The sequence below is a fragment of the Streptomyces sp. NBC_00647 genome (genome assembly GCF_045207245.1).
Lineage (GTDB): Bacteria > Actinomycetota > Actinomycetes > Streptomycetales > Streptomycetaceae > Streptomyces.
Map to the genome: position 1 here is coordinate 6,710,917 of NZ_CP109040.1, position 19,148 is coordinate 6,730,064.

18 protein-coding genes and 1 riboswitch are annotated in these 19,148 nt (G+C 70.7%); of the genes, 11 read left to right on the top strand and 7 right to left on the bottom strand.

Features of this window, described 5'->3' with window-relative positions:
* Positions 1 to 32: 32 nt before the first annotated feature.
* From rsgA to OG788_RS29650, 3 genes are all read right to left on the bottom strand, one after another.
* Positions 33 to 1,046, bottom strand: coding sequence for a ribosome small subunit-dependent GTPase A (rsgA, locus tag OG788_RS29640; protein WP_266762558.1), 1,014 nt, complete (start codon positions 1,044 to 1,046; stop codon positions 33 to 35).
* Between the two features lie 16 nt (positions 1,047 to 1,062).
* Positions 1,063 to 2,403: a 3-phosphoshikimate 1-carboxyvinyltransferase gene (gene aroA, locus OG788_RS29645; protein ID WP_406374423.1), complete on the bottom strand. Its 1,341-nt coding sequence runs from the start codon at positions 2,401 to 2,403 to the stop codon at positions 1,063 to 1,065.
* A 148-nt stretch (positions 2,404 to 2,551) separates the two neighbouring features.
* Positions 2,552 to 3,283: a M50 family metallopeptidase gene (locus tag OG788_RS29650; protein WP_406374424.1), complete on the bottom strand. Its 732-nt coding sequence runs from the start codon at positions 3,281 to 3,283 to the stop codon at positions 2,552 to 2,554.
* A 50-nt stretch (positions 3,284 to 3,333) separates the two neighbouring features.
* Here OG788_RS29650 and OG788_RS29655 point away from each other — a divergent pair, with 50 nt between their 5' ends.
* From OG788_RS29655 to OG788_RS29700, 10 genes are all read left to right on the top strand, one after another.
* The gene (locus OG788_RS29655; RefSeq protein ID WP_406374425.1) at positions 3,334 to 4,149 is read left to right on the top strand and encodes an SOS response-associated peptidase; all 816 of its coding nucleotides are present in this window, start codon (positions 3,334 to 3,336) and stop codon (positions 4,147 to 4,149) included.
* Position 4,150: 1 nt separating this feature from the next.
* Entirely contained in the window at positions 4,151 to 4,795 is a 645-nt protein-coding gene (locus OG788_RS29660; protein ID WP_406374426.1) for an alpha/beta family hydrolase, read from the top strand.
* A gap of 255 nt (positions 4,796 to 5,050) precedes the next feature.
* On the top strand, positions 5,051 to 5,734 hold the full coding sequence (gene sigR, locus OG788_RS29665; RefSeq protein ID WP_351555040.1) for an RNA polymerase sigma factor SigR: 684 nt from the start codon (positions 5,051 to 5,053) through the stop codon (positions 5,732 to 5,734).
* Positions 5,731 to 6,033 (top strand): mycothiol system anti-sigma-R factor, encoded by a 303-nt coding sequence (rsrA, locus tag OG788_RS29670; RefSeq protein WP_103548068.1) that lies wholly within the window; start codon positions 5,731 to 5,733, stop codon positions 6,031 to 6,033. Before sigR ends, rsrA begins: the two co-directional genes overlap by 4 nt.
* 193 nt (positions 6,034 to 6,226) lie before the next feature.
* Positions 6,227 to 7,591, top strand: coding sequence for an HD-GYP domain-containing protein (locus OG788_RS29675; protein WP_406374427.1), 1,365 nt, complete (start codon positions 6,227 to 6,229; stop codon positions 7,589 to 7,591).
* A gap of 83 nt (positions 7,592 to 7,674) precedes the next feature.
* Positions 7,675 to 8,886, top strand: coding sequence for an HD-GYP domain-containing protein (locus OG788_RS29680; protein WP_406376882.1), 1,212 nt, complete (start codon positions 7,675 to 7,677; stop codon positions 8,884 to 8,886).
* A gap of 153 nt (positions 8,887 to 9,039) precedes the next feature.
* Positions 9,040 to 10,020, top strand: a complete 981-nt coding sequence (locus OG788_RS29685) for a hypothetical protein (RefSeq protein ID WP_266762575.1) — start codon at positions 9,040 to 9,042, stop codon at positions 10,018 to 10,020.
* 59 nt (positions 10,021 to 10,079) lie between these two features.
* Complete coding sequence (def, locus tag OG788_RS29690; protein WP_406374428.1) at positions 10,080 to 10,730, top strand: peptide deformylase; 651 nt, start codon at positions 10,080 to 10,082, stop codon at positions 10,728 to 10,730.
* 341 nt (positions 10,731 to 11,071) lie between these two features.
* Complete coding sequence (gene cyc1, locus OG788_RS29695) at positions 11,072 to 12,151, top strand: epi-isozizaene synthase (RefSeq protein ID WP_406376883.1); 1,080 nt, start codon at positions 11,072 to 11,074, stop codon at positions 12,149 to 12,151.
* A complete protein-coding gene (locus OG788_RS29700) occupies positions 12,148 to 13,518 on the top strand; it encodes a cytochrome P450 (RefSeq protein ID WP_406374429.1) in 1,371 nt (456 codons plus the stop codon). The genes cyc1 and OG788_RS29700 overlap by 4 nt, the downstream gene beginning before the upstream one ends.
* A 56-nt stretch (positions 13,519 to 13,574) precedes the next feature.
* Here OG788_RS29700 and OG788_RS29705 read toward each other — a convergent pair whose 3' ends face one another.
* Positions 13,575 to 14,540: a helix-turn-helix domain-containing protein gene (locus OG788_RS29705; RefSeq protein WP_356758909.1), complete on the bottom strand. Its 966-nt coding sequence runs from the start codon at positions 14,538 to 14,540 to the stop codon at positions 13,575 to 13,577.
* Positions 14,541 to 14,632: 92 nt separating this feature from the next.
* Here OG788_RS29705 and OG788_RS29710 point away from each other — a divergent pair, with 92 nt between their 5' ends.
* A complete protein-coding gene (locus OG788_RS29710; protein WP_406374430.1) occupies positions 14,633 to 14,836 on the top strand; it encodes a hypothetical protein in 204 nt (67 codons plus the stop codon).
* On the opposite strand, the gene OG788_RS29715 is transcribed toward OG788_RS29710, so the two are convergent.
* From OG788_RS29715 to OG788_RS29725, 3 genes are all read right to left on the bottom strand, one after another.
* Positions 14,797 to 15,255, bottom strand: a complete 459-nt coding sequence (locus tag OG788_RS29715; RefSeq protein WP_406374431.1) for a hypothetical protein — start codon at positions 15,253 to 15,255, stop codon at positions 14,797 to 14,799. The two genes, OG788_RS29710 and OG788_RS29715, sit on opposite strands and share 40 nt — an antisense overlap.
* Before the next feature lie 158 nt (positions 15,256 to 15,413).
* Positions 15,414 to 16,463: a ribonucleotide-diphosphate reductase subunit beta gene (locus OG788_RS29720; RefSeq protein WP_406374432.1), complete on the bottom strand. Its 1,050-nt coding sequence runs from the start codon at positions 16,461 to 16,463 to the stop codon at positions 15,414 to 15,416.
* On the bottom strand, positions 16,463 to 18,844 hold the full coding sequence (locus tag OG788_RS29725; RefSeq protein ID WP_406374433.1) for a ribonucleoside-diphosphate reductase subunit alpha: 2,382 nt from the start codon (positions 18,842 to 18,844) through the stop codon (positions 16,463 to 16,465). Before OG788_RS29725 ends, OG788_RS29720 begins: the two co-directional genes overlap by 1 nt.
* 133 nt (positions 18,845 to 18,977) lie before the next feature.
* Positions 18,978 to 19,127, bottom strand: a riboswitch (cobalamin riboswitch).
* Positions 19,128 to 19,148 lie beyond the last annotated feature (21 nt).

Here is a 19,148-nt window from a genome sequence, read left to right on the forward strand (position 1 = left end):
CCGACGGCGGGCGCACGCAAACACGGGAGACGTCAGTCGCCCTCGCGGCGTTCCCGCGTGGCCAGCAGCCGGCGCAGCGAGTACAGCCGCTGCGGGTCCGCGTGACCGTCCGCCACCCACTGGTCGAGAGCGCAGTCCGGCTCGTCGTGACTGCACGCGCGGGGGCAGCCCTCGGTGCCGGGTACGAGGTCGGGGAAGGCGTGGATGACCCGGGACGGGTCGACGTGGTTCAGGCCGAAGGACCGGACACCGGGGGTGTCGACGAGCCACCCGCCGGCACTGCCCGCCAGCGGCAGGGCGAGCGCCGAGGTGGTGGTGTGCCGGCCGCGGCCGGTGACCGCGTTGACATGACCGGTCGTCCGGCGCTGCTCGGGCGGCACCAGCGCGTTCACCAGGGTCGTCTTGCCGACGCCCGAGTGACCGACGAACGCCGTGATCCTGCCGACCAGTTGCTCACGCACCAGGTCGGCGGCGGCCTCGCTCTGCAGCTCGTCGCGGCTGGTCACCACGTACGGGATGTCCAAGGCGCCGTACAGCTCCAGGAACTTGTCCGGCGGGGCCAGGTCCGACTTCGTGAGCACGAGCAGCGGGGTCAGGCCGCCGTCGAAGGCAGCCACCAGACAGCGGTCGATCAGACGGGGGCGCGGCTCGGGGTCGGCGAGGGCGGTGACGATGGCGAGCTGGTCGGCGTTGGCGACGACCACGCGCTCGTACGGATCGTCGTCGTCGGCCGTGCGGCGCAGTACCGAACCGCGCGGCTCGATGCGGACGATGCGGGCGAGGGTGTCCTTCTCGCCGGACAGGTCGCCGACGATGGCCACCCGGTCGCCGACGACGGCGGCCTTGCGGCCCAGTTCGCGGGCCTTCATCGCCATCACGACGCGGTCCTCGACGAGGCAGGTGAGCCGGCCCCGGTCGACCGTGAGGACCATGCCCTCGACGGCTTCCTCGTGTTTGGGGCGGATGTTCGTACGCGGACGGTTGCCCTTGCGGTTCGGCCGCTGGCGGATGTCGTCCTCGTCGGTGTTCTTGTTGTAACGGCGCATGATCCAGGTCCGCCCGTCAGTTCCCGAGCATTCCGGTCCACAGGTCGGGGAAGTCCGGCAGGGTCTTCGCCGTCGTCGCCACGTTCTCGATCTGGACGCCTTCCACCGCCAGCCCGAGGATCGCGCCGGCCGTCGCCATGCGGTGGTCGTCGTAGGTGTGGAAGATGCCGCCGTGCAGTCGCCGCGGCCGGATGTGCAGGCCGTCGGCGGTCTCGGTGACGTCGCCGCCGAGTTCGTTGATCTCCTTGGTGAGCGCGGCCAGCCGGTCCGTCTCGTGCAGACGCAGATGGGCCACGCCGCGGAGCGTGGAGGGGGAGTCGGCGAGCGCCGCGACCGCCGCGATGCCCGGGGTCAGTTCACCGACCTCTCCCAGGTCCACGTCGATACCGTGGATCGCACCCGAACCGGTGAACTCCAGTCCGCTCTCGGTCAGTTCGCAGGAACCGCCCATCTCGGTGAAGATCTCCCGCAGCCGGTCGCCGGGCTGGGTGGTGTGCGCGGGCCAGTCGGGGATGACGACCGTGCCGCCGGTCACCAGCGCCGCCGCCAGGAACGGCTGGGCGTTCGACAGATCCGGTTCGATGATCAGGTCGCGGCCGAGCAGCGCGCCCGGCGTCACCCGCCAGACGTTCGGCTCGCCGCCCGACTCCGGGGTGTCCACCTGGGCGCCGACCGCGCGCAGCATGTCGACGGTCATCCGGATGTGCGGCATGGACGGGAGCGTCGAGCCGGTGTGCCGGACCTCGACGCCCTGGTTGAACCGCGGGCCGGAGAGCAGCAGGGCGGACACGAACTGGGAGGACGACGACGCGTCGATCTCCACCGGGCCGCCGTCCAGGGCGCCCCCGCCGTGCACCGTCAGCGGCAGCGCGCCGCGGGCGTCGTCGTCGATGCGGGCGCCGAGCAGGCGCAGGGCGTCGATCACGCCGTTCAGCGGACGCTCGTACGACCGGGGGTCGCCGTCGAACCGGATGGGGCCGTCCGCGAGCGCGGCGACCGGAGGCAGGAAGCGCATCACGGTGCCCGCGTTGCCGACGTCGACGGTGGCCGGGCCGCGCAGGCCCGAGGGGATGACCCGCCAGGCCTCGCCGGAGGCTTCCGGGCCCCCCGCGACCGTCGAGCTGGAGGCGACCGTCTCCTCGATGCCCACGCCCATCGCGCGCAGCGCGCCGGCCATCAGCAGGGTGTCGCGGGAACGCAGCGGGCGGCGCAGCCACCCCGGCTCGGAGGCCAGCGCGGCGAGCACGAGAGCGCGGTTGGTGACCGACTTGGACCCCGGCACGTGGACCGTCGCGTCGACGGCTCCGCTTGCGTGCGGGGCGGGCCAGAGGGCGGTGTGGGCGGGGTTCACGGTCATGCGCCCCACTTTAGTGGCAGGGCGCCGGGCAGCCGCGGGTCCGTCACGCCCGGCGGCGCTCGCGCGAGGTGGCCGGGCGCGGCGCGTCGCCGGAGGCCCGCCGACGGCTGCGGCCCAGCTCAAGGACTCTGGGGCCGCAGTGTGCGGCTCACACATCGAGGAGCCAGCGCCCGCCGCCCATCAGGGAGCACAGCGACACGGCGTGGAAGAGGAACAGCCAGAGCCCGGCGGGTACGTGCGTCAGTCGTGACAGCTGGTCGGCGTCCGAGTCGCCCGCGTTGCCCCGCATCCGCTTGGCCTGGAGTTCGAAGGCCGGGCGGACGCCGCCGAGGAGCAGGAACCACACCACGGCGTACGCGAACGCGGCCTGCACCTGGGGTCCGGCGAGCCAGGAGACCAGCAGGAAGGTGCCGCCGGTGAGGATCACGGTGAGCGCGCCGTACGCGTTGCGGATCATGACCAGCATGGCTATCAGCAGGGCCGTGGCCAGCCACAGCAGCAGGGTGATGTGACCCGCGCCGAGCAGCGCGGCGCCGCCGAGGCCGAGCAGCGGGGGAGCGGTATAGCCCGCCGCCGCCGTGAGGATCATGCCGAGGCCGGTCGGCTTGCCGCGGCTGACCGTGAGGCCGCTGGTGTCGGAGTGCAGCCGGATGCCGCTGAGGCTGCGCCCGGTGAGCAGGGCGACCAGGCCGTGGCCGCCCTCGTGCGCGATGGTGATGGCGTTGCGGGAGACGCGCCAGACGGGGTGCGGGACGATCGCCGCGAGGGCCGCGACCATGGTGGCGATCACCACCCACAGGTCGGGGTCCGGCTGCGTGCCGAAGACCTCGTCCCAGAGGGAGGCGAGCGAGGCCAGCGAGGTCGATGCGGTGCTGTCCATTGTCGGCGGTGGCTCCCTCTCGTAACGCGGAATCTGGCAGTGTGGCACGTATGTGCGGACGGTATGCAGCCAGTCGTGGACCCGAGGATCTCGCAGGAATCTTTGAGATCGAGAAGTGGGACGGCGCGGAGACCCTGGCGCCCGACTACAACGTGGCCCCGACGAAGGAGGTCTACGTCGTCCTCGACCGTCCTGTGAAGGACGCGGACAGCCCGCGGCCGGTTCGCCAGCTGCGCAGACTCAAGTGGGGACTCGTCCCGTCCTGGGCCAAGACACCCGAGGGCGGCGCCCGGATGATCAACGCCCGCTCGGAGACGGTGCACGAGAAGCCCTCGTACCGCCGGGCCTTCACCGGCCGGCGCTGCATCATCCCCGCCGACGGCTACTACGAGTGGGTCACCGGCAGCGCCGAACGCGATCTGGAGGTCGAGGGCAGGAAGAAGCGGCCGCGCAAGCAGCCGTACTTCGTGACGCCCGAGGACGGCTCGGTCTTCGCGATGGCGGGACTGTACGAGTTCTGGCGGGACCGGACGCTCCCGGACGAGCATCCGCTGGCCTGGTGGGTGACCTGCTCGGTCATCACGACCGAGGCGGAGACGACCCCGCTCGCGGCCGCCCCGGCCGAGGGCCCGCACGCGCTGGCCGACATCCACCCCCGGATGCCCCTGATGCTCACGCCCGACCGCTGGGACAGCTGGCTCGACCCGGCCGCCACGGACCCGGACGGCCTCCGTGACCTGCTCGCGCCGCCGCCCACCGGACTGTTGCGCGCCTACCCCGTCTCCACCGCGGTCAGCAATGTCCGCAACAACGGACCGGAGCTGCTGAAGGAGCTGGAGGGGCCCGAGGAGGGCACACTCTTCTGACGTGACCGAGATCAGCAACGCGATCGAGACGATCGAGACGGACGCCGGCACGGCCCGCGTCACCTGGCACCGGGCGCGGCGGGCGCGGCTCGTCCTCGCCGCGAGCCACGGCGCGGGCGGCGGCATCGAGGCCCGGGACCTGCGGGCGCTCGCCGAGGTGCTGCCCGCCCACGGAGTGAGCGTCGCGCTCGTCGAGCAGCCCTGGCGGGTGGCCGGGAAGAAGGTGGCGCCGGCGCCGAGGACGCTGGACGTGGGATGGCGGGGGGTGTGGCCGGTGCTGGCGAAACCGGGGCTCCCCGTGGTCTCCGGCGGCCGCAGCGCGGGGGCCCGCGTCGCGTGCAGGACAGCGACCGAACTCGGGGCCGCCGCCGTCCTCGCGCTCAGCTTCCCGCTGCACCCGCCGGGCAAGCCCGAGAAGTCCCGCGCCGACGAGCTGCTCGGCGCGGGGGTGCCCACGCTCGTCGTCCAGGGCGGCAACGACCCGTTCGGGAAGCCGGAGGAGTTCCCGCCGGGCGCGTACGAGCTGATCGAGGTGCCCTTCGGCGATCACGGCTTCGCCGTCCCGAAGCGGGCTCCGCTCGGCCAGGAGGAGGCGCTGAAGGTCGTCACGGACGGTGTCGTGCGGTGGGCCGCGTCACTCGGGTGACGGCCGGGAATGCAGAGTGACGGACTTCTGTTGTGCCGATCAGACAGCACGGAGCGTGCTGGACCGTTCGTACGAGAGGAAGTCCGCCGCATGGGTTCGACCTTCTGCCCGAGCCGCAGCAGCCGCGCTGACCTGGACTGGACGGTGCTGCACGCGGGCAAGAACGCCCCGATTCGGGCGGCGGGCGGGCATGATGTTCGTCTATCCTCCGATTCCAGTGGGACCGGTCTCGGTGCCACTACATCGCTGGAGGAGGTGGGTCCGGTCACTGGGACCGACGCAGGGACCGAACACGGCCAGGCGGAGCAGCCCGAGGGCCAGGGCAAGAGCACGGAGTCGTCCGCCGAGCGCACCGCGCGCTTCGAGCGGGACGCGCTCGAATTCCTCGACCAGATGTACTCGGCCGCCCTGCGCATGACGCGCAACCCGGCCGACGCCGAGGACCTGGTGCAGGAGACGTACGCCAAGGCGTACGCGTCCTTCCACCAGTTCCGCGAGGGCACCAACCTCAAGGCGTGGCTGTACCGCATTCTCACCAACACCTTCATCAACTCGTACCGCAAGAAGCAGCGCGAACCCCAGCGCAGTGCGGCCGAGGAGATCGAGGACTGGCAGCTGGCGCGTGCCGAGTCGCACATGTCGACAGGCCTCCGTTCCGCCGAGTCGCAGGCGCTCGACCACCTGCCCGATTCGGACGTCAAGGAAGCGCTGCAGGCGATCCCCGAGGAATTCCGCATCGCCGTCTATCTCGCGGACGTAGAGGGCTTTGCGTACAAGGAGATCGCGGACATCATGGGGACACCCATCGGTACGGTGATGTCCCGGCTGCACCGGGGTCGTCGCCAACTGCGCGGCATGCTGGAGGACTACGCCCGTGACCGCGGGCTGGTCCCCGCCGGCGCCGGAGAGTCGAACGAAGCGAAAGGCTCGGGCTCATGAGCTGCGGAGAGCCGCACGAGACGGATTGCAGTGAGGTACTCGATCATCTCTACGAGTTCCTCGATCATGAGATGCCGGACGCGGACTGCACCAAGTTCGAGGTCCACTTCGAAGAGTGCTCCCCGTGTCTGGAGAAGTACGGCCTCGAACAGGCTGTCAAGAAGCTGGTCAAGCGGTGCTGCGGCCATGACGACGTGCCCACGGATCTGCGGGCCAAGGTCATGGGCCGCATCGATCTGATCCGCTCCGGTCAGACCGTGCCCGAGCACGACGTGACCGCGACGGCACAGGAGTCCTGACCTCCCGGCCGACCACCGGCCCTCCGGCGCGAGGGCCGGTCTCCGTCTCCGGCGAAGACCCTTCGTTTATCACCCGAACGTGCTAATCCGCGGGCTCAGAGCCCGCGGATTCGTTCATACCCGTCCCCGCCCCCTTCCTCCCGTCCTAGGCTCCGAAGCCTGAGCTCAGGGGAGGTACGGGGGAGGTACGAGGATGGGTTCGGTTCCGGCGTGGGCCCGCGTGTACGTGGCCTGTGTCGTTCTCATGGCGCTCGCCTGCCTCGCGCCCCTGCCGCATCTCCGCGTCTCCTGGTGGATCGTCGCGCTGCTCGCCGTGCTGTACGCGGGCTGCGAGCGCGTCACGCTGCCGCCCCGGCCGCGCGGCGCCGGTGCGCCCGGCGGCGCGTCCCTCCAGGGGATGGGCACCTTCCTCCCCGTGCTGCTGGCCGGTGCCTTTCTGCTGCCGCCGTCCGCCGCCGCGCTCGTCGCCCTGCCCGGGGCGTTGCTCGCCCGGGTCGAAGCGCGGCCGCGCGGCCCGCGCCGGGTCTGGCGCGCGGCCCAGCTCGCCGTCGCCGTCTGGGCGGCCTCGCGGGTGCACGGGGCGCTCGGCGGCCGGGACGCGGTGGTCACGCCCGACTTCCCTTACGCGCTGGTGCCCGCGGGGGCCGCCGTGCTCACCTTCTGCGCCGTGCTCACCGTCCTCGACGGCGGAATCCTGGCGCTGGCCGAGCGGGCGCCGGCGCGTGGTGCCTGGCGCGGCCTCTTCGCGCGCTCGCTGGCACCCGTCGCCGTGCACGGGCTCGCCGGGCTGATGATGGCGGTGCTGTGGCGCAGTCCCTACGGACCCGTCGCCGCGCTGCTCGTCCTGCTGCCCATGTACGTGTCCTGCTGGGTCTTCGCCCAGTACCACCGCGAACGAGCCGCCCACCAGGCCACCATCCGCGCCCTCGTCCAGGCCGTCGACATCAAGGACGGCTACACCCGCGGGCACAGCGAGCGGGTCGGCCAGGCGTCCGTCATGATCGCCCGTGAACTGGGCATGGACGACGAGCGCGTCGAGGGGCTCCGGTTCGCCGGGATCCTGCACGACGTCGGCAAACTCGGCGTCCCCACGCGGCTGCTGCGCAAGGATGGCCCGCTGACCCCCGAGGAGCGGCGGGTCATCGAACTGCATCCCGAGTACGGGCACGAGATGGTCCGGGGCATCGGGTTCCTCGGCGAGGCCCGCTCGGCGATCCTGCACCACCACGAGCGGCTGGACGGGAGCGGATATCCGTACGGGCTGGCGGGGGCGCAGATCCCCGAGTTCGCCCGGGTGGTGGCCGTTGCCGACGCGTTCGACGCGATGACGTCGACCCGGTCCTACCGCAGGGCCAGACCCGTGCCGGTGGCCCTCGAGGAGCTCGAGCGGTGCGCGGGGGCGCAGTTCGACCCCCGGATGGTGGGGGCGCTGGTGCGGGCGCTCGGCCGGCACGGCTGGCGTCCCGCGGTCACCGCGGACGTCGGCCCGTCCGTCCTGCCCGGCCCCGGCAAGCCGCCGACGCGTCCGTCCGGCACGGTCGGGCGGAGGTCGCCGTGAGCACCGCCGCCCCACGGCACGGACTCTCGGCCCGCGCCGCCCGTCTCCCGTCGGCCGGAACAACGCCCGCCGCGCTCACCGCGGTGCGCGCGCTCGCCCTCCTCCTCGCGGTTCTCGCCCTCGGGGTCACCCTCTGGGACGGACTCGACGAACGCGGCACCGCGCTGGCCTTCGGCGTTCTCATCGCCGTCGGCGAGCTCGCCCGGTGGAGCGGGACCGAGGAACGGGAGTCGGCGCCCCTCGGGGCCGCCGGAGCCCTCGCGTACGCGCTGCTCGGCGAGAACGCCGGGCACCGCACCGATCACGGCGTCCTCCAGGTCGTCGCCGTCGTCGTGGCGGCGGCGCTGATCGGCTGCATTCCGCATGTGGCGCGGGGACGCGGGCCCACGGTCGACCACCTCGCGCGTCGCGTCCTCACCGTCGCCTTCGCCGCCGTCTGCTTCCAACCGCTCTACAACCAGGGCAGATTGCTGGACGGGGGCGGTCCGGCCCACGCTCTGCTGCTCGTCGCGCTGCTCGTGCTCACCACCCTGTGGGACGCCGTGCTCGCGGCGGCGACGGCCCATGTGCGGACCCGGTGGCCGTTCGGGCCGCTGCTGCGCGACGAACTGCGGGCCACGCTCGGGATCGGGTCGGCCGTGTGCGCGACGGGGGCCGTCATGTCGCTCGCGGTCGCGGTGGTCGGGCTCTGGGCGCTGCCCGTCTTCTCGCTGCCGCTGCTGCTCACCCAGCTGTCCTTCCGGCGGTACGCCGCCGTGCGGGTCACCTACCGGCAGACGATCGCCTCCCTCGCGCGCGCGACCGAGGTCGCCGGGTACACACCGGCCGGGCACGCCCGGCGCGTGGCCGCGCTCAGCCGGGCCGTGGGCCGGGAGCTGGGCCTTTCCGAGCCCGATCTCACCGTCCTGGAGTACGCGGCGCTGATGCACGACATCGGACAGCTCAGCCTGGTCGACCCGGTGCCGGCCGGCGCCACCGCCGTGCTCCCGGCGGGCGAGCAGCGGAGGATCGCGCTGCTCGGCGGCGCCGTCGTACGGCAGACCGGGGTGGACGCCGAGGTCGCCGTGGTGGTGGAGCGGCAGGCGGACCCCTACCGGGAGCAGCCTGTCACCGCGCGCATCGTCCGGACTGTGAACGCATACGAGGAGATGGCCCGGGAAGCAGGGCCCGGAGGGCCGCTGACGGCCCTGGAGAAGTTGCGGCTGGCCACTGCCCACGACTATCAGCCAGAGGTTGTGGAGTCACTCGCCCGGGTCCTGTCCCGACCCGGTCTGACCTTGCCCTGGGCTGGGTAACCCATGGGTAATGAGCGGCCGTCCGACGGTCCGTGGTTGGATGCGAGGAAGAGGGTGTTCGGGGGCATGGGCCAGCCCGGGGCTGCACTGCCTTCAAGGGACTCTTCAAAGGACCGGCAGGCGGGAAACGCAAGGAACTGGCAGGCGGGAATCGTGAGGATCTTCGGCAAGGGACGACACCGGCCCTCCGCCTCATGGCGGCAGGCCACCGACCGTGCGTTCACGCTGATCGGCGACGGCCGCTACGAGGACGCGGGAGCGCTGCTGACGCGTGCCGCGGACCTGGAGCCCTGGCTGTCCGAGTCCTGGTTCAACCTGGCGCTGCTGCACAAGTTCCGGCACGACTGGGAGCAGGCGCGGGCGGCGGGACTGCGGGCCGTCGCTCTGCTCGACCGGGAGACCGGCGCACCTGACTGGTGGAACGTGGGGATCGCGGCCACCGCTCTCCAGGACTGGCCGCTGGCCCGCCGTTCCTGGCAGGCGTACGGACTGCGGGTGCCCGGAGGTGCCGCCGTCTCCGGTGAGCCGGTGGGCATGGACCTCGGCAGCGCGGCCGTCCGGCTGTCGCCGGAGGGCGAGGCCGAGGTGGTGTGGGGGCGCAGGCTGGATCCCGCCCGCGTCGAGGTGCTGTCGATCCCGCTGCCGTCCTCCGGACGCCGCTGGGGCGAGGTCGTGCTGCACGACGGTGTCCCGCACGGCGAGCGGACCACCGCCGCGGGGCACGCCTACCCGGTCTTCGACGAGATCGAGCTGTGGGCCCCCTCTCCGGTGCCCACCTGGGTCGTCCTGCTGGAAGCGGCCACCGAGGACGACCGGGACGCGCTGGAGCAGCTCGCCGCCGACGCCGGTTTCGCCGCGGAGGACTGGTCGTCGTCCGTACGGCTGCTGTGCCGGATGTGCTCGGAGTCCCGGATGCCGTCCGACGAGGGCGACGAGGAACACCTCGACCCGCACGACCACAGTGAGCCGGGGCACCCGGGTCCGCTCGGTCATCGCACCGACGGGCAGCTCTGGGTCCCGGAGCGGGAGTGCGGCCTCGCGGCGCCCGCCTCGCTGGTGCGCGGCCTGCTCGACGGCTGGGTCGCGGACAGCCCGGACTCCCGTGACTGGCGGGATCTGGAAGAGGTCTGCTGAGTACACCTTTAGGCTGTACTCGCAGAATTTACCGAGGTCTGAGGAAGGCGTACGTCGTCATGGCGCAGCAGGACACCGATCAGCAGCACGTGGGCGTGCTCCCCGTGGACGACGACGGCTTCGTCATCGACACCGAGGACACCGAGGAGCGCGAGGCGGCCTACCACGAGCGCGGCACCTCGCGGCCGATCACCGTGGTCGGGAACCCGGTTCTGCACAAGGAGTGCAAGGACGTCACCGACTTCGGGGACGAGCTGGAGCAGTTGGTCGCCGACATGTTCGCGAGTCAGCGCACCGCCGAGGGCGTGGGCCTGGCCGCCAACCAGATCGGCGTCGACCTGAAGGTCTTCGTCTACGACTGCCAGGACGACCAGGGCACCCGGCACGTCGGTGTGGTCTGCAACCCGAAGCTGGTCGACCTGCCCGCCGACCAGCGCCAGCTGGACGAGAGCAACGAGGGCTGCCTCTCCGTGCCGACCGCGTACGCGCCGCTCGCCCGCCCCGACTACGCCGAGGTCACCGGGCAGGACGAGAAGGGCAACCCGATCAGGGTGCGTGGCACGGGCTACTTCGCGCGCTGCCTCCAGCACGAGACGGACCACCTGTACGGCTACCTGTACATCGACCGGCTCTCCAAGCGCGAGCGCAAGGACGCGCTGCGGCAGATGGCCGAGAACGAGCCGCGCTACGCGACCGTGGCGAACGACTGAACCACCACGTCGCCGGTCGCCCCGGACGGCTGTGACGCATTTTGACAGGCGGGACGCACGACCCCTCGTGGGTCTGCTCGAACGGTGCCTGGTCGGGTGAACGCCCTGACCAGGCACCGTTCGCATGTACGTCGCACGTTCGATCCCTTGTGCTCCTTCAATGATCCGGATCCAGTCACACAAGGGGAGATTCTCGGCACGCTGAGGTAGTCAGTGGGCCAAATCCGTTCCCAGAACGGTCAGTTGTAGTGCTGAATGGGAAGTGCGGGGATACGCAACGGCGCACGCCCGGCACAGGTGGAGGGGTGTGGCGTCAACAGGCGGCTGAGAGGGGTTTGTTCGTGCGTGCTTTCTCATACGGCTCTTCATCGACAGCGATCGCGGTACCACCGGCGCTCTCTCTCCCGGTGATCGAGTCCGAGTTTCCCCGTCAACTGCACCCGTATTGGCCCAGGCTCCAGGAGAAGACCCGGACCTGGCTCCTCGAAAAGCGACTGATGTCCGCGGACAAGGTCGAAGAATATGCCGACGGCCTGTGCTACACGGACCTCATGGCGGGCTACTACATTGGTGCCCCCGACGAGGTCATGCAGGCGATAGCGGACTACAGCGCGTGGTTCTTCGTCTGGGACGACCGCCACGACCGCGATGTCGTCCACGGCCGGGTGGACGCCTGGCGGAGGCTCAGGTCGCAGCTTCACGCGGCCCTCGACGCCCCCAGGGACCATCTGCACCACCAGGATCCCCTGGTGGCGGGGTTCGCGGACAGCATGGTGCGGCTGTACTCGTTCCTCGGCGAGAACTGGAACAAGCGGTTCGCGCTCCACTTCCACGCGGTGATCGAGGCGTACGACCGGGAGTTCCGGAACCGTACCTCCGGCACCGTCCCCACGGTGGGGGAATACCTCGAACTCCGCCGGCTCACTTTTGCGCACTGGATCTGGACCGACCTTCTGGAACCGAGTGCGGGTCAGGAAATCCCCAACGAAGTGCGGTTGCATCCCGCATTTCACCGGGCGGCACTGCTCAGTCAGGAATTCGCGGCCTGGTACAACGACCTCTGTTCGCTGCCCAAGGAAATAGCGGGCGACGAGGTCCATAATCTCGGAATCAGTCTCATTCATCATCAGGGGCTGACGCTCGAAGAGGCCGTCACCGAAGTGAGGCGGCGGATCGAGGAATGCATCGAACAATTCCTCATCACCGAGAAGGACGTATTGAGGCTCGCCGACACTCTCGCGGACGGCACCGTGCGAGGAAAAGAGACCAGTGCCGCCGTAAGGGCGTGCCTCGGAAATATGCGGAACTGGTTCAGCTCTGTGTACTGGTTCCACCACGAGTCGGGCCGGTACATGGTCGACAGCTGGGACGACCGCTCCACACCCCCGTACGTCAACAACGAAGCGGCAGGTGAGAAATGACCGTCGAGTCGGTACGACCCGAGGTGCCCGAGGTGCGGGCGCTGTCCGTCCCGCCCATCGCCGGAGGCGGGGTGCCCGGTCTCGGGCACGGCTGGAAGCTGGTGCGCGACCCGCTGGGCTTCCTCGCCCAGCTGCGCGACCACGGCGATGTCGTGCGGCTCAGGATGGGCCCCAAGACGGTGTACGCCGTCACCACCCCCGCGCTCACCGGGGCGCTGGCGCTCAGCCCCGACTACGAGATCGGCGGCCCCCTGTGGGAGTCGCTCGAAGGGCTGCTGGGCAAGCAGGGCGTCGCCACGGCCAACGGGCCGCAGCACCGGCGCCAGCGGCGGACCATTCAGCCCGCGTTCCGGCTCGACATCATCCCCGAGTACGGCCCGATCATGGAGGAGGAGGCGCGCGCGTTCGCGGCGCGCTGGGAGCAGGGGACGGCCGTCGACTGCACCTCCGAGTCGTTCCGCGTCGCCGTCCGCGTCGCCGCCCGCTGCCTGCTGCGCGGCCGGTTCATGGACGAGCGTGCCGAACGGCTGAGCCTCGCCCTCGCCACCGTGTTCCGCGGCATGTACCGGCGCATGGTCATACCCGCGGGGCCGCTCTATCGGCTCCCGCTTCCTTCGATGCGCGCATTCGACCGGGCATTGGCCGATTTGCATGCGCTCGTCGACGAGATCATCGACGAGCGACGGGCATCTGGTCAAAAGCCGGACGATTTGCTGACGGCATTGCTGGAAGCGAAGAACGACGATGGCGACCCCATCGACGAACAGGAGATCCACGACCAAGTCGTCGCGATACTCACCCCAGGCAGCGAAACCATCGCGTCCACGATCATGTGGCTGCTCCAAGTCCTGACGGAACATCCGGAACAGGCGGACAAGGTGGCCGAAGAGGTCCGAACCCTCGCCGGAGACCGGCCCGTCGGATTCGACGACGTGCGGAAGCTGTCGCATACGAACAATGTCGTCGTCGAGGCGATGCGTTTGCGCCCCGCCGTATGGATATTGACGCGGCGAGCGGTGACCGAAACCGAGCTGGGTGGCTATCGCATTCCGGCCGGTGCCGACATCATCTACAGTCCGTACGCGATCCAGCGCGACCCGCGGTCGTACCAGGAGCACCTGGATTTCGATCCCGACCGCTGGCTTCCGGAACGCTCCAAGGACATCCCGAAGTACGCGATGCGCCCGTTCAGCGTCGGCAACCGCAAGTGCCCGAGTGACCACTTCTCGATGGCGCTGCTCAGCCTGGTCACCGCGACCGTGGCGTCCCGGTGGCGCTTCGAGCCGGTGTCCGGGTCCAACGACACGACCCGCGTCGGTATCACCCTGCGGCCCAACGAGCTGCGGCTGAAGGCCCGTCCCCGCTGAGGCGGTCGGGTGCCCGGCCCGGCCGGTGTCCGACCCGCACGTCTACCGGCGCACGTTCAGGCCGCCTTCGGGCCCCTGAACGTGCGCCGGTACGCCTGCGGAGTCGTCCCCAGACTCCGTACGAACTGATGGCGCAGCGCCGCCGCGTTGCCGAAGCCGGCACGGCCCGCGATCGCGTCCATCGTCTCGTCGGTGGCCTCCAGCAACTCCTGTACCAGCAGGACCCGTTGACGCAGGATCCAGCGGTACGGCGTGGTCCCCGTCTCCTGCTGGAAGCGGCGTGCGAAGGTGCGCGGCGCCATATGCGCACGCGCCGCGAGCTGTTCGACGGTCGTCTCCTCGTCGAGGTGTTGCTGCATCCACACCAGCACCTCGCCGACCGTGTCGCACCGTGAGCGGGGAAGGGGCCGCTCGATGTACTGGGCCTGGCCGCCGTCGCGGTGCGGCGGCACCACCATGCGGCGGGCGATGGTGTTGGCCACCTCGGGGCCCTGCTCCTTGCGGACGATGTGCAGACAGGCGTCGATGCCGGCGGCGGTGCCGGCCGAGGTGATCACCGGGTCCTCGTCCACGTACAGGACGTCCGGCTCGATGATCGCCCGCGGGTACTGCCGGGCCAGCTCGTCGACGTGCTGCCAGTGCACGGCGCAGCGCCTGCCGTCCAGGAGCCCGGCCGCGCCGAGCGCGAAGACGCCGGAGCAGACGCTGAGCACCCGGGCCCCGCGGTCCACCGCACGGCGCAGCGCCGCGAGCAGTTCGGGCGGATAGCCGCGTACGGCGTAGGTGTCGCCGGCGGGCACGACCACCAGGTCGGCCTCTTCGAGCCGGTCGAGACCGTACGGAGTGGAGACCGTGAACCCGGGGACGTGGGTGCCGAGCGTCGGCCCTTCGGCGGACGCGACCGCGAACTCGTAGACGGGCAAGCCCTCGTCGCTACGGTCGAGGCCGAACACCTCGCAGACGACGCCGAGTTCGAAGGGATGCACGCCGTCGAGCAGGACGGCCGCCACGTTGTTCAGCATGCCCCCAGTGTGCCGTGGAAGTGGCAGTAATTCGAGGGTCTGCGGCAGTTCTGCCACTGACGGTAAGGAGTCATCGACGTGACACTAGTGTCATGAACTCAGCGATGGAGAACCTCGTCGGAATCCTGGCCGTTCTCGCGATCTTCACGGCCGTGACGCTCCCCTCCCTGATCGGGCTCGCGCGCGAGCGGCGCGTGGACCGTCAGCTCAGGGCGGCCGCCGGCCCCCGCCAGGAGGCCGGGCGGCCGCCGCGGCCTCACTCCTTCGTCACCACCACGGTGACCGCCCACTCCTGAAGCCCGTCGCAGGAGACCCGGGCCGGATCACTCGGACACATCGGCCGGGACGACGTCAGCCGGACCGTTCCCGGCGAGACCGCCTTGTAGGCGGCGGAGGCGTCGCCCGGCTGGAGGACGATGCCGCTGTTGGTGGCCTCCAGCCCGCTGCCGGCCGCCTTGACGGGCGCCCAGGGTTTGCGCGTGGTGCCGTCCAGCGAGACACGGATCGTCTCGCCGGGTGCCAGACAGTACGTGTCGCCGGTGTCGGCGGCGCCGAGCTCCGCCTTCGCCGTGGCGCAGTCCCGGGGGGACGCGGTGGGCGACGGCGACACGGTGCCGCTGCCGCCCGCGTCGCCTCCGCTCTGCGTGCCGCAGCCCGCGAGGAGCAGGATCAGGGCGCTGAGGGCGATGGTCCGGGTGTGGGTCGTTCGACGCATGGGGTGGCCTCCTTGCGGGTTGGACGTACCACCGGCGGATCAGGATCCCTCTCCACGGGACAGGGCCCCGGCCGCCGATGGCGGCCGGGGCCCTGTCACCCGTCACCCGGTCGTCGCGGCGGTGCCGGCCGTGACCGGACCGTCCGGAGGACGAGCGGTCAGAAGTCCTCGTCGAGGTCGACCGTGCCCTCCACCGCGACCTGGTACGCGGACGGCCGGCGCTCGAAGAAGTTGGTCAGCTCCTGGACGCCCTGGAGCTCCATGAAGGAGAACGGGTTCTCGGAGCCGTACACCGGCGCGAAGCCCAGCCGCTGGAGGCGCTGGTCGGCGACGCACTCCAGGTACTGCCGCATCGAGTCGGTGTTCATGCCGGGCAGACCCTCGCCGCACAGGTCACGGCCGAACTGCAGCTCCGCCTCGACGGCCTCGCGCAGCATGTCGGTCACCTGCTCCTGGAGCCGGTCGTCGAAGAGCTCCGGCTCCTCCTTGCGGACGGTGTCGACGACCTCGAAGGCGAAGCTCATGTGCATCGTCTCGTCGCGGAACACCCAGTTGGTGCCGGTCGCCAGGCCGTGCAGCAGACCCCGGCTGCGGAACCAGTAGACGTACGCGAAGGCCCCGTAGAAGAAGAGCCCCTCGATGCACGCGGCGAAGCAGATGAGGTTGAGCAGGAAGCGGCGGCGGTCGGCCTGGGTCTCCAGCCGGTCCAGCTTCTCCACCGAGTCCATCCACTTGAAGCAGAACTGCGCCTTCTCGCGGATGGAGGGGATGCTCTCGACCGCCGCGAAGGCCGCGGTGCGGTCCTCGGGGTCGGGCAGGTAGGTGTCGAGCAGCGTCAGATAGAACTGGACGTGCACGGCCTCCTCGAAGAGCTGACGGCTCAGGTAGAGCCGCGCCTCGGGGGAGTTGATGTGCTTGTACAGCGTCAGCACGAGGTTGTTCGACACGATCGAGTCGCCCGTCGCGAAGAACGCGACCAGCCGCCCGATCATGTGCTGCTCGCCCGGCGTCAGCTTCGCGAGGTCGGCGACGTCCGAGTGGAGGTCGACCTCCTCGACGGTCCAGGTGTTCTTGATCGCGTCCCGGTAGCGCTCGTAGAAGTCGGGGTAGCGCATGGGGCGGAGAGTCAGTTCGAAGCCCGGGTCGAGCAGGTTTTTCTCGGACGCGGCCTTCTCGGACGCGGCCTTCTCGGTGGTGGTGTCGCTCATTACTGGCAGGCCTCGCAGGACTCGGGGTTTTCCAGGGAGCAGGCGACGGCGTCGGGGTCGGCGACCTGCTGGACGGGGATGGTCTTCTCGGGCTGCGCCTGGGCCTGGGCCGCGCGGGCGATGCGCGTCGCGGGACGGGACCGCAGGTAGTACGTCGTCTTGAGGCCCGACTTCCAGGCGTAGGAGTACATCGAGGAGAGCTTGCCGATGGTCGGCGTCTCCAGGAACAGGTTCAGCGACTGGGCCTGGTCCAGGAACGGGGTCCGGGCGGCGGCCATGTCGATCAGGCCGCGCTGCGGGATCTCCCACGCCGTGCGGTACAGGTCGCGGACGTCCTGCGGGACCCAGGTGAAGCCCTGCACCGAGCCGCTGGACTCGCGCAGTGCCTCACGGGTCTGCGCGTCCCACACGCCGAGCTTCTTCAGCTCGGCCACCAGGTAGGAGTTGACCTGGAGGAACTCGCCGGAGAGCGTCTCGCGCTTGAACAGGTTCGACACCTGCGGCTCGATGCACTCGTACACACCCGCGATGGACGCGATGGTGGCGGTCGGCGCGATGGCGAGGAGCAGCGAGTTGCGCATGCCGACCGCCGCGATCCGCTGCCGCAGGGCGGCCCAGCGCTCCGGCCAGTTCAGCTCGACGTCGAAGTGGTCCGGGTGCAGCACTCCACGGGCGGTACGGGTCTTCTCCCAGGCGGGGAGCGGGCCGTTGCGCTCGGCGAGGTCCGCGGAGGCCTCGTAGGAGGCGAGCATGATGCGCTCGGCGATCCGGGTGGACAGGGCGCGGGCCTCGGGCGAGTCGAAGGGCAGGCGCAGCTTGAAGAAGACGTCCTGGAGGCCCATCGCGCCGAGGCCGACCGGACGCCACTTGGCGTTGGAGCGGCCCGCCTGCTCGGTCGGGTAGAAGTTGATGTCCACGACACGGTCGAGGAAGGTCACCGCGGTGCGGACGGTCTCGTCGAGCCGCTCCCAGTCGATGTCCTGACCGACCACGAACGCGCCCAGGTTGACCGAGCCCAGGTTGCAGACCGCCGTCTCCCCGTCGTCCGTGACCTCGAGGATCTCGGTGCACAGATTCGAGGAGTGGACGGTGTGGCCGGGCTCCGCCGTCTGGTTGGCGGTGCGGTTGGCGGCGTCCTTGAAGGTCATCCAGCCGTTGCCGGTCTGCGCGAGGGTGCGCATCATGCGGCCGTACAGGTCGCGGGCCGGGATGGTCTTCTTGGCGAGGCCCGCCTCCTCGGCCTTGCGGTAGGCCGCGTCGAACGCGTCGCCCCACAGATCGACCAGTTCCGGCACGTCGGCGGGGGAGAAGAGCGACCAGACGCCGTCCTCGTTCACCCGGCGCATGAACTCGTCCGGGATCCAGTGCGCGAGGTTCAGGTTGTGCGTACGCCGGGCGTCCTCACCGGTGTTGTCGCGCAGCTCCAGGAACTCCTCGATGTCGGAGTGCCAGGTCTCCAGGTACACCGCGGCCGCGCCCTTGCGCCGGCCGCCCTGGTTCACCGCGGCGACCGAGGCGTCGAGCGTCTTGAGGAACGGGACGATGCCGTTGGAGTGCCCGTTGGTGCCGCGGATCAGCGAACCGCGCGAGCGGATACGGGAGTAGGACAGGCCGATGCCGCCCGCGTGCTTAGACAGGCGCGCCACCTGGTGGTAGCGGTCGTAGATGGAGTCCAGCTCGTCCAGCGGGGAGTCGAGGAGGTAGCAGGACGACATCTGCGGGTGCCGCGTACCGGAGTTGAAGAGCGTGGGGGAGGAGGGGAGGTAGTCCAGGCGGCTCATGAGCCGGTAGAGCGCGGCGACTTCGTCCACCGAGCGGACCGTGTCGTCCTCGGCGAGGCCGGAGGCCACCCGGAGCATGAAGTGCTGGGGCGTCTCGACGACGCTGCGGGTGATCGGGTGCCGGAGCAGATAGCGGCTGTGCAGCGTACGCAGCCCGAAGTAGCCGAAGCGGTCGTCGCCCTCGGAGTCGATCAGCGCGTCGAGACGGGCCGTGTGCAGCCGGACGAACTCGGCCGTGCGGTCGGCGATCAGGCCCTCGCGGTGGCCGACGGCGACCGACTCGGAGAAGGTCGTGACGCCCTGGGAGGCGGCCTCCGCGGCGATGCTGATCGTGAGCAGGCGGGCGGCCAGCCGGGAGTAGGCGGGGTCCTCGGAGATGAGCCCTGCGGCCGCCTCGGTGGCCAGTTCGCGCAGCTCGGCCTCGTCGGCGCGGGCGGACCGGCCGCGCAGCGCCGCGGCGGCGACCCGGCCGGGGTCGGCGTCGGGGAGGTCGGCGGTGAGATCCGTCAGGGTCCGCAGCAGCGCGGTTCCGGGACCGTCGGTCTCCACCGGGGCCTGCTGCGCGGTCACTGAAGCCGGATCGGCTGGCGCGATGGTCACGTGGGGCTCTCCCTCGCTCGGCACGGGGCCTTGCGGGGAGGCACGGGGCACACGGGAGCGCTTCTGGGCAGCAGCGCACCGCGTCCACCGGCCCATTCCGCGAGGCCCGGACGTCGTCGGCACCCGGGCCGGACGGCCGGGGTGCGCTGTCGGCAGGTCCTCGGACTGACGCGAGCGCGGTCGCGTGGGTACGCGAACACACACAAGTACACCGTTGCGGGACAGTTCCGGATTCGCACCGGATTCCCCTGCGGTGACAGCGACCATGAGCATACATCTTGTGCCGGGCTCCGGGAGTACCCCC

Bases quoted from the DNA above. Each gene is read 5' to 3' on its own strand.
- rsgA (WP_266762558.1), bottom strand. From the start codon at position 1,046: ATGCGCCGTTACAACAAGAACACCGACGAGGACGACATCCGCCAGCGG.
- aroA (WP_406374423.1), bottom strand. From the start codon at position 2,403: ATGACCGTGAACCCCGCCCACACCGCCCTCTGGCCCGCCCCGCACGCA.
- OG788_RS29650 (WP_406374424.1), bottom strand. From the start codon at position 3,283: ATGGACAGCACCGCATCGACCTCGCTGGCCTCGCTCGCCTCCCTCTGG.
- OG788_RS29655 (WP_406374425.1), top strand. From the start codon at position 3,334: ATGTGCGGACGGTATGCAGCCAGTCGTGGACCCGAGGATCTCGCAGGA.
- rsrA (WP_103548068.1), top strand. From the start codon at position 5,731: ATGAGCTGCGGAGAGCCGCACGAGACGGATTGCAGTGAGGTACTCGAT.
- OG788_RS29675 (WP_406374427.1), top strand. From the start codon at position 6,227: ATGGGTTCGGTTCCGGCGTGGGCCCGCGTGTACGTGGCCTGTGTCGTT.
- def (WP_406374428.1), top strand. From the start codon at position 10,080: ATGGCGCAGCAGGACACCGATCAGCAGCACGTGGGCGTGCTCCCCGTG.
- OG788_RS29700 (WP_406374429.1), top strand. From the start codon at position 12,148: ATGACCGTCGAGTCGGTACGACCCGAGGTGCCCGAGGTGCGGGCGCTG.
- OG788_RS29705 (WP_356758909.1), bottom strand. From the start codon at position 14,540: ATGCTGAACAACGTGGCGGCCGTCCTGCTCGACGGCGTGCATCCCTTC.
- OG788_RS29710 (WP_406374430.1), top strand. From the start codon at position 14,633: ATGAACTCAGCGATGGAGAACCTCGTCGGAATCCTGGCCGTTCTCGCG.
- OG788_RS29715 (WP_406374431.1), bottom strand. From the start codon at position 15,255: ATGCGTCGAACGACCCACACCCGGACCATCGCCCTCAGCGCCCTGATC.
- OG788_RS29720 (WP_406374432.1), bottom strand. From the start codon at position 16,463: ATGAGCGACACCACCACCGAGAAGGCCGCGTCCGAGAAGGCCGCGTCC.